This window comes from Polymorphospora sp. NPDC050346, assembly GCF_040655695.1.
Taxonomy (GTDB): Bacteria; Actinomycetota; Actinomycetes; order Mycobacteriales; family Micromonosporaceae; genus Polymorphospora; species Polymorphospora lycopeni.
The window spans coordinates 213,114-221,608 of record NZ_JBFAKM010000012.1 but is presented as its reverse complement, the minus strand read 5'-3'; the positions used below and the strand labels follow the sequence as shown (position 1 = coordinate 221,608).

Here is an 8,495-nt window from a genome sequence, read left to right as displayed (position 1 = left end):
TCCTGCTCTGGTCGATCTGGCGGCGAACATCCCAAGCCCGCGCCCGACGATCCCACTACCAGCGCAGACAGGCGAAGTGACGTTGGAGTATTAGGCGGGGGGTGCGGTGGGGTTGGGTGGGGTGGGCAGGGTCGGCAGCGCGCCGGCCGGGCCGCGCCAGCGGTAGATCCAGCCGCCGACGCCGTCGGCCGCCTGGAGTTCGTAGACCTCGGCGTCGTGGAGTTCTCCGCTGACCTGGTGATGGTGGGTCAGCGCCGGCCGGCCGTTGCGGTCCAACTCGGCGGTGACCGTCGTACCCGCCGCCGGGCCGTCGACCAAGGGGATCTGCGTGGTGGATGCCATGCCCCCATCCTGTGCGGATCTCGCGCCTGCCGCAGCGGATCGGGATCCGCGCGGTCAGCGACGCGTACGACCACCGCCGGCCCGGGCCGTTCGGCGCGACGGGCCGAGGCTTCCCGCGCGGCGTACCACCGACGGACGTCACGCCGGCGACGGTGGCTCCGCCGTCCACGCCGGCACCGCCACCCGGGCCCGCTGGGTGGGAGGGTCGCTGGTGCCGTCCACAGCGAATTCGGCGTATCCACAGCGAAATCGCTGTGGGCTACGACAGCGGTACGCCCGCCCGGCCGGCCCCGTGCGAGCCCGCCCGGCGGGATCCGCGGCGACACCGCGGCCGGGCCCGCCCGCCGGCCCCGCTCGTGCGGCTGTCACCGCCGTAGCGGGGTGGGGAAATGGTGAGGCCCGGGGATGTGTCCAATCCCCGGGCCCTCGGTTTGCCGCCCAATTGCTCACGTCAACACGTTTAAGGATGCGGATCATTCATGAGAACGCGGGTTTTACCATTAAACTACCGCCGCATGTTTAGAGCAGCGGGCGGGAGTTGAACCCGCATCCAGCGTCATCGTCCGCACCCGATCGACCTGACGTTCGGCGACGAATGCTGATCCTGGAGCGATAGTCTGAGTCTCAAGAGGGGCTGCCTCTGCCAGTTGGGCTACTCCGGCCCGATGTGCCGGAGGGGGACTCGAACCCCCACTGTCACCACCTCGATCAGCTTCAACTTCAGTTTCAGCCTTTGCGCTCGCGCGCATCCCCGCGCTCCCACGGGGAGTCCATGGAGGCTACCCGAACAGGTAGCCGAACACCGCCTCGCCGACCCGCCGGTCGGCCACCTCCGTGCCGTTGGCCTCCTCGCGGGCGAACTTGACCGCGTTCTGGAGTTTGGTCACCCGGTCGAGGAGTTCGTTGACCCGCCGGGCCGGCAGTGCGCCGGAGAACTTGACCGTCGTCCAGTAGCCGACCGCCACATCCTCGTAGTAGACCTCGACCTGCGCCGGGTGCTTCTCGGTCGCCTCGGCCTTCACGTGGTTGCGGGGCACCTTCTTGGTCCGGATGGTGCGCACCGGCTCGGTGCGCCACGAGTCCGTCGACTGGTCCTGCGTCCACGACTCGGCCGCGTCGAGGACCGGCAGCTTCTTGATGAAGGTGTGCAGGTCGGTGAGCTGCTTTTCCAGGAAGAGCAGGTAGGTGACGGGCGCGTCCTCGACGATCGTCCGCCCGTCGACGACCACGCTCGACTTGGCGACGCAGTTGGCCCAGTCCTTCGTGGCGGTGACGTCGAAGAGCCGGGTCAGGGTCGTGCCGATGCCCCGCAGCACCTCTTCGGCCTGCACCTGCACCCGGGTCGATTCCGGCGGCAGCTGCTCGCCCTCCTCGTCCTTCGGCTGGTAGGTGCGGGAAAGGCCGGACAGCAGCGCCGGCTTCTGGACCGCCTGGTGCGCCTCGGTCAGCTCGGCGAACGACTTGCTCTTGACGCCCTTTTCGACGGCGATGATCTGGTTGAGCTTTGCCACGTCTTCTCCCATCTGGCACCGGGGACGGTAGCAACCGCCGGCACGTCCGGCGAGTCCGTTTCGGCGGCGGCGGTTCCGCCGAGCCGCGCGGATCCGGGCCCGGGCGCGGCCTATCCTGGGGCGGTCGTCGTGGAGGGGGAACGCGGGTGCTGGTCGTCCACGGGCTGTGGCTGGACGGCGGCCGGCTCGCCCTGTGGGGTGAGGACTCGACGCTGCCGGACCGGCCGCCGCGGCGCGCGGGGCGCGCACCCCGGGAGCGCCCGCATCCGTTCGCGGCCTCCCATCCGGCTCTGGTGGAGGCGCTCGACGCCGGCAAGGCGGCCACGGACACCGCGCTGCTGATGCTCCCGACCCGCGGCGGCGGCCCGCTCGACTCGCCGGAACTGGTCCGGGTCGACGCCGGCCGGCCGGCCCGTGGACAGGTCACCCTCGCCGGTTGGCGGGTACCGGTCCTGGTCTTCGACGCCGACCACGCGCTGGAGTTGTTGCGCGGGCCGGACCGCACCGGCCAGGTCGTCGGGGCCGGGCTGCGGCACCTGGCCATGCTCGGCGAACTCGCCGTCGACCTGGTCGCCCGGGGCCGGGTCCTGCCCGGCGTCGACGGTGACCGGGCGGTGTGGCGTCCCCTGCTGACCGGCGCCGACGCCGGGTGGGCGCGGGCCCTGGCGATGGCGCTGCCGCCCGCCGTCCGTGCCACCGTCGCCGATCCGCCCGTGCCGGGTCCGACCGCCGCGAGCCCGGCCCCGGGTACGGCCGGACTCGTCGCCGACGCGCTCGACGCGCTCACCGACGCCGCGGCCCGTACGGCGCTCGACGGGGTGTCGCTGGCGACCGGCGTACGGCGGGCGACCGGGGTGGCGGGCGCGACCCGGGCCTGGCTCGGTGCCCTGACCGGGCGGCAGCGGACCTTCCGGGCGGGGGCGGCGGCCCGCGAGCAGCTGGCCGCCGAGCTGGCGGGCTGGCAGCGCGATGCCGGCGGCAGCCCGGTCCGGGCCTGCTTCCGGCTGGTCGAGCCACCCGTCGAGGACGACGCGCCGTGGCCCGCCGGAGCAGCCGATCAGGCGCCGACCGGCGAGCCGGCCACCGGCTGGCGGGTCGAGTTCGCGTTGCAGGCCGCCGACGAACCCAGCCTCGTGGTCGACGCCGGCCAGGTGTGGGCGTCCCCGGACGGGCTGCCGGCGCTGGCCGGTGACCTGGACTCGCCGCAGGAGACCCTGCTCGCCGAGCTGGGCCGGGCCAGCCGGCTGTGGCCGCGACTCGACGACGCGCTGCGTACGGCCCGCCCGGACGCCCTGCCGCTGGACGTGGCGGGGGCGCACCGGTTCCTGCGCGACGGTGCCCCGGTGCTGCACGCGGCCGGGTTCGGTGTGCTGCTGCCGTCGTGGTGGCGCCGGCCCAGCGCCCGGCTCGGCGCCCGGTTGCAGGCGCGGAGCCGTACCGCGCCGGGCACGGTGGCCACCGCGAGCGCGGTCGGTCTGGAGTCCATCGTGGACTACCAGTGGGAGCTGTCGCTCGGCGACGAGCCCCTGACCGCCGACGAGTTGGGCGAGCTGGCCCGGCTGAAGACCCCCCTGGTACGGCTGCGCGGCCAGTGGGTCGAGCTGGACGCCAAGCGGCTGGCCGCCGGCCTGAGGCTGCTCCGGGCCGGCGGCGAGATGACCGTCGCCGACCTGCTCCGGCTCGGACTGTCCACACCGGACGACCCGGAGTCGTTGCCGGTGCTGGGGGTGAGCGCCGACGGACCGCTCGGCGACCTGCTCGCCGGGCAGGCCGAACGGCACCTGACCCCGGTCGACGAGCCACCGGCCTTCCGGGGGACGCTGCGGCCGTACCAGAAGCGGGGGCTGGCCTGGCTCGCGTTCCTGCAGTCGCTCGGGCTCGGCGGCGTCCTCGCCGACGACATGGGGCTGGGCAAGACCGTGCAGTTGCTCGCACTGCTGGCCGGCGACGGCCCGGATGCCGGGCCGACGCTGCTGGTGTGCCCGATGTCGCTGGTCGGCAACTGGGAGCGGGAGGCCGCGAAGTTCGCCCCGGACCTGCGGGTGCACGTGCATCACGGCGCCGACCGGGCGCGCGGGCCGCGGTTCGCCGACGCGGTGGCCGGCGCCGACCTGGTCGTCACCACCTACTCGGTCGCCGCCCGGGACGCGGTCGCGCTGGCCGAGACCGGCTGGCACCGGGTCGTCGTCGACGAGGCGCAGGCGATCAAGAACGCGGCGACCCGGCAGGCCGCCGCGGTCCGCGCGCTGCCGGCCCGGCACCGGATCGCGATCACGGGCACTCCGGTGGAGAACCGGCTCGCCGACCTCTGGTCGATCATGGAGTTCGCGAATCCGGGGCTGCTCGGGCCGGCCGCGACCTTCCGGCGGCGCTACGCGGTGCCGATCGAGCGGCACGGCGACGAGCCGGCCGCGCAGCGGCTGCGCCGGGTCACCGGCCCGTTCGTGCTGCGCCGGCTCAAGACCGACCGGTCGATCATCACCGACCTGCCGGAAAAGCTGGAGATGGACGTGCTGTGCAACCTGACCGGGGAGCAGGCGTCGCTCTACCGGGCGATCGTCGACGACATGCTGGCCCGGATCGAGAACAGCGAGGGCATCGCGCGGCGCGGGCTGGTGCTGGCCACGATGACCCGGCTGAAGCAGGTCTGCGACCATCCGGCGCTGCTGTTGCGCGACGGCTCGGCGCTGCCCGGACGCTCCGGCAAGCTGGCCCGGCTGGAGGAGATCCTGGACGAGGTGGCGGCGGCGGGGGAGAAGGCGCTGCTGTTCACCCAGTACGCCGAGTTCGGCGGGATGCTGCGGGCGCACCTGTCGGCGCGCACCGGGCGGGAGGTGCTCTTCCTGCACGGCGGGGTGGCCAAGGCCGACCGGGACGCGATGGTGACCCGCTTCCAACGGCCCGGCGGGCCGGCGCTGTTCGTACTGTCGCTCAAGGCCGGCGGCACCGGGCTGACCCTGACCGCCGCCAACCACGTCGTGCACGTCGACCGCTGGTGGAACCCGGCCGTGGAGGACCAGGCGACCGACCGGGCGTTCCGGATCGGCCAGCGCCGGTCGGTCCAGGTACGCAAGTTCGTCTGCGCCGGCACGGTGGAGGAGAAGATCGCGGCGATGATCGGCGACAAGCGCGGACTGGCCGCGAAGATCGTCGGCAGCGGCGAGCAGTGGGTCACCGAACTGTCCACTGCGGACCTGCGGGCACTCTTCGCCCTCGACGCCGGGGCGGTGGTCGAGTGAGCGCCGACTTCGCCGACTACCGCCCGCCGCGCCCGGTCGAGGGTGGGCTGCGGGCCCGCAGCACCCGGGGCGCGATCGGCGAGTCCTGGTGGGCGCGGCGGTTCCTCGCCGTGCTGGAATCGTTCGCGCTCGGCACCCGGCTCACCCGGGGCCGGTCGTACGCCCGCAAGGGCCAGCTGGTCAGCCTCGACGTCGCCCCCGGCACGGTCGACGCCACCGTCCAGGGATCCCGGCCGGCGCCGTACCGGGTGTCGATCGGGCTGCGGCCGTTTCCCGACGAGGTCTGGGACCGGCTGGCGGAGACCCTGGCCGGGCAGGCGTTCTTCAGCGCCCGGCTGCTCGCCGGCGACCTGCCCCCGGAACTGGAGGACGTCTTCGCCGCGGCCGGCGCACCGCTCTTTCCGGCCTCGATCGGCGAACTCGACCTGCGCTGTAACTGCCCCGACTTCGCGGTCCCGTGCAAGCACCTCGCCGCCACGTTCTATCTGCTCGCCGAGGCGTTCGACGCCGACCCGTTCCAGATCCTGCACTGGCGCGGCCGGGGCCGCGCCGAACTGCTGGCCCACCTGCGGACCCGGCGCGGCGACCCGGCCGGCCCCGGCGCGGAGGCTGCCGGGCAGCAGACCCTCCTGCCCGCCGGGACGCCCGGTGGGACATCCGGTGGGACGTCGGCCGGAGCACGTGCCGGCGGCGGTCCGGTCGTCGGCGCGGCGGCGGCGCTGGCCGGCATCCCCGATCCGCCGGTCGACGAGGCGCTGGACGGCTTCTGGCAGGCGCCGGTGCCGTTGCCCGTCCGGCCGGCGACACTGCCGGCCGTACCGGATCTGTTGCTGCGCCAGCTGGGACCACCGGGAGCGTCGATCGGCGGCCCGGGCCTGGCGGAGCGCCTGCGGCCGGCGTACGAGCGCTTCGGTTCCGCCGGGCCGGAGGCCGACGACGCCCCGTGGGAGGCCGGCGCCGGCGGCTCCTAGCCCGGTGTCAGGGCCACCTCGGTCGTCTCGTCGGCCACCGACCGGTCACGGGTGGCGGGATCCGTGGCGGGTCGCGATGCCGTCGAGGATCAGATCGAGGCCGGACTCGAACCAGGTCTGCCCGCGCGGCGGGAACCGGGAGCCGACGAGCCGCCGTAGCCGGGGGTAGGTGTCCAACCGCTCGCCGGCCAGCCGGGCCTGCCACATCGCGCCCGGCCCGTCGGTGGCCGCGCCGGCTTCGGTGGTGACGGCGACGCGGGCGCTGCCCTGCAGGTAGTTGTTGATCGTCATGATCGCCTGCCCGGCCTCCTCGGGCGGCAGGTCGAGCGGTTCGAGGGCGGTCAGCGCCCACTCCATGGCCTTGAGCGACTCCGGACCGAACGGGGGAGCCACGGTGGAGAAGGCGACCAGCACCCAGGGGTGGGCGAGGTACATCTCCCAGTCGTGCCGGGCGAGCAGGCGCATCCGCTCCCGCCAGTCGAGGCCCTCGGCGTCGGGATAGGCGTATCGGCCGGTGACGGCGTCGACCATCGCCACGACCAGCGTGTCCTTGTTGGGCACGTGCCGGTAGAGCGACATGGTGCCGGAGCCGAGGTGGTCGGCGACCCTGCGCATGGAGACCGCGTCGAGCCCGTCGCGGTCGGCGAGTTCGATCGCCGCGGCGACGATCCGTTTCCGGCTCAGCGCCTGCCCGTCACCCACCGAACCACCCTCTGCCCACCGAAGCGCCCTCTGTCCACCGAAGCGCCCTCTGTCCACCGAAGCGCCCTCTGTCCGCCGGGGCGCCCGTTCCGGTCGGTACCACCCCTGTCGTTGCGCCCCATCCTATCGGCTGCGTACGGTGTACGCATGATCGTGCGTACGGTGTACGCGGCCAAGTCTGGAGGAAGCCATGACATCCCCACCGAAGACGGCCCGCCGGTGGCTGGCGCTGACCGTGCTGCTCCTGCCGGTCCTGCTGACCTCGATGGACATCTCGATCCTCTACCTGGCCACCCCGGCGATCGCCGCCGATCTGGCACCGAGCGCCAGCGAACTGCTGTGGATCCTCGACGCGTACGGCTTCCTGCTCGCCGGTCTGCTGATCCTGATGGGCAACCTCGGTGACCGGATCGGCCGCCGCCGGCTCCTCCTGGCCGGCGCCGTGGTCTTCGGGGTGGCGTCCCTGCTCGCCGCGTACGCCCCGACGCCACCGGCGCTGATCGCCGCGCGGGCGCTGATGGGGGTCGGCGGGGCGACCCTGATGCCGTCGACGCTGTCGCTGATCAGGAACATCTTCGACGACCCCGCCGAACGGACCCGGGCGATCGGCCTCTGGACCGCCTGCTTCGCCGGCGGCTCCGCCCTCGGGCCGGTCGTCGGCGGCGTCCTGCTCGAATCGTTCGCCTGGGGATCGGTGTTCCTGATCAACGTCCCGGTCGTCGTGCTGCTGCTCGCGGTGGCCCGGCCACTGCTGCCCGAATACCGGCACGCCCAACCGGAACGGCTCGACCTCGGCTCCGTCGTGCTGTCCTTCGCCGCCATCCTTCCGGTGGTCTGGGCGGTCAAGACCGCCGCCGAGGAACGCGCCGTCACCGTGCCGGCGGCCCTCGCGGCCGCCGCCGGTGCCGCCGCCGCTACAGCCTTCGTCGTCCGGCAGCGCCGGCTGCGTACGCCCCTGGTCGACGTACGGCTCTTCGCCGACCGGCGCTTCACCGGCGCCGTCCTCGCCGGGGCGCTGGCGATGTTCTCGCTCGTCGGGCTGATGCTCTACAACAGCCAGTACCTTCAGCTCGTACTCGGTCGGTCGCCCCTGGTCGCGGCGCTCTGGCTGCTGCCGGTGCTGGCCGTCGTCGCCGTCACGGCCGCCACCGCCCCGCTGGTCGCGGCACGGTTCGGACCGGCCGCGGTCTTCGGCGCCGGTGCCGGTCTGGCCGCGGTCGGGATGCTGGTGGTCGGCGGTACGCCGGTCCACGACGGACTGTTCCGGATGATCCTGGGGTCGGTGCTGGTCGGGGCGGGCATCAGCCCGCTCATGACGCTCGCCACCGACGTCGTGGTCGCCGCCGTCGACCCCGAACGGTCCGGGTCGGCGTCCGCCCTGTCCGAGACCGCCAACGAGCTCGGCGCCGCCACCGGAATCGCGATCCTCGGCTCGATCGGCGCCGTCGTCTACCGTTCATCCATCATGGACGGAATGCCGGCCGACGTACCCGCCGGGGCCGCCGACGCCATGACCGCCAATCTCGGCACGGCCGTCGAGGTCGCCGACCGGCTCCCGCCCGGTGTGGCCGAACCGCTGCTGGCCCTGGCCCGGCAGGCGTTCGTCGACGGGCTCGGTGCCGCGGCCCTGACCGGCGCGGCCATCCTCGCGCTGCTCGCCGTGGTCGCGCCGGTCCTGCTCCGCCGGGGCACGGCCGCTTCGACGGTACGTGGACGACCGGAAAGGTGAG

6 protein-coding genes are annotated in these 8,495 nt (G+C 73.7%); 3 read left to right on the top strand and 3 right to left on the bottom strand.

Annotated features, from left to right (window positions below; genetic code table 11):
• Window positions 1-90 precede the first annotated feature (90 nt).
• Both AB0I42_RS15550 and AB0I42_RS15545 read right to left on the bottom strand, forming a co-directional pair.
• Window positions 91-342, bottom strand: a complete 252-nt coding sequence (locus AB0I42_RS15550) for a hypothetical protein (protein WP_357537813.1) — start codon at window positions 340-342, stop codon at window positions 91-93.
• A gap of 779 nt (window positions 343-1,121) precedes the next feature.
• Window positions 1,122-1,853 (bottom strand): hypothetical protein, encoded by a 732-nt coding sequence (locus AB0I42_RS15545; RefSeq protein ID WP_357537811.1) that lies wholly within the window; start codon window positions 1,851-1,853, stop codon window positions 1,122-1,124.
• Between the two features lie 146 nt (window positions 1,854-1,999).
• Between AB0I42_RS15545 and AB0I42_RS15540 the strand changes: the two genes are divergently transcribed.
• Together AB0I42_RS15540 and AB0I42_RS15535 are read left to right on the top strand one after the other, a co-directional pair.
• Window positions 2,000-5,092: a DEAD/DEAH box helicase gene (locus AB0I42_RS15540; protein ID WP_357537809.1), complete on the top strand. Its 3,093-nt coding sequence runs from the start codon at window positions 2,000-2,002 to the stop codon at window positions 5,090-5,092.
• Window positions 5,089-6,063 carry an SWIM zinc finger family protein gene (locus tag AB0I42_RS15535; protein ID WP_357537808.1) on the top strand — a complete coding sequence of 325 codons (975 nt, stop codon included), beginning with the start codon at window positions 5,089-5,091 and terminating at the stop codon, window positions 6,061-6,063. The genes AB0I42_RS15540 and AB0I42_RS15535 overlap by 4 nt, the downstream gene beginning before the upstream one ends.
• A gap of 45 nt (window positions 6,064-6,108) precedes the next feature.
• Here the strand turns inward: AB0I42_RS15535 and AB0I42_RS15530 are convergent, their stop codons facing one another.
• Complete coding sequence (locus AB0I42_RS15530; protein WP_357537806.1) at window positions 6,109-6,765, bottom strand: TetR/AcrR family transcriptional regulator; 657 nt, start codon at window positions 6,763-6,765, stop codon at window positions 6,109-6,111.
• Window positions 6,766-6,955: 190 nt separating this feature from the next.
• Between AB0I42_RS15530 and AB0I42_RS15525 the strand changes: the two genes are divergently transcribed.
• Window positions 6,956-8,494: an MFS transporter gene (locus AB0I42_RS15525; protein ID WP_357537804.1), complete on the top strand. Its 1,539-nt coding sequence runs from the start codon at window positions 6,956-6,958 to the stop codon at window positions 8,492-8,494.
• Window position 8,495 lies beyond the last annotated feature (1 nt).

Bases quoted from the DNA above. Each gene is read 5' to 3' on its own strand.
- AB0I42_RS15550 (WP_357537813.1), bottom strand. From the start codon at position 342: ATGGCATCCACCACGCAGATCCCCTTGGTCGACGGCCCGGCGGCGGGT.
- AB0I42_RS15525 (WP_357537804.1), top strand. From the start codon at position 6,956: ATGACATCCCCACCGAAGACGGCCCGCCGGTGGCTGGCGCTGACCGTG.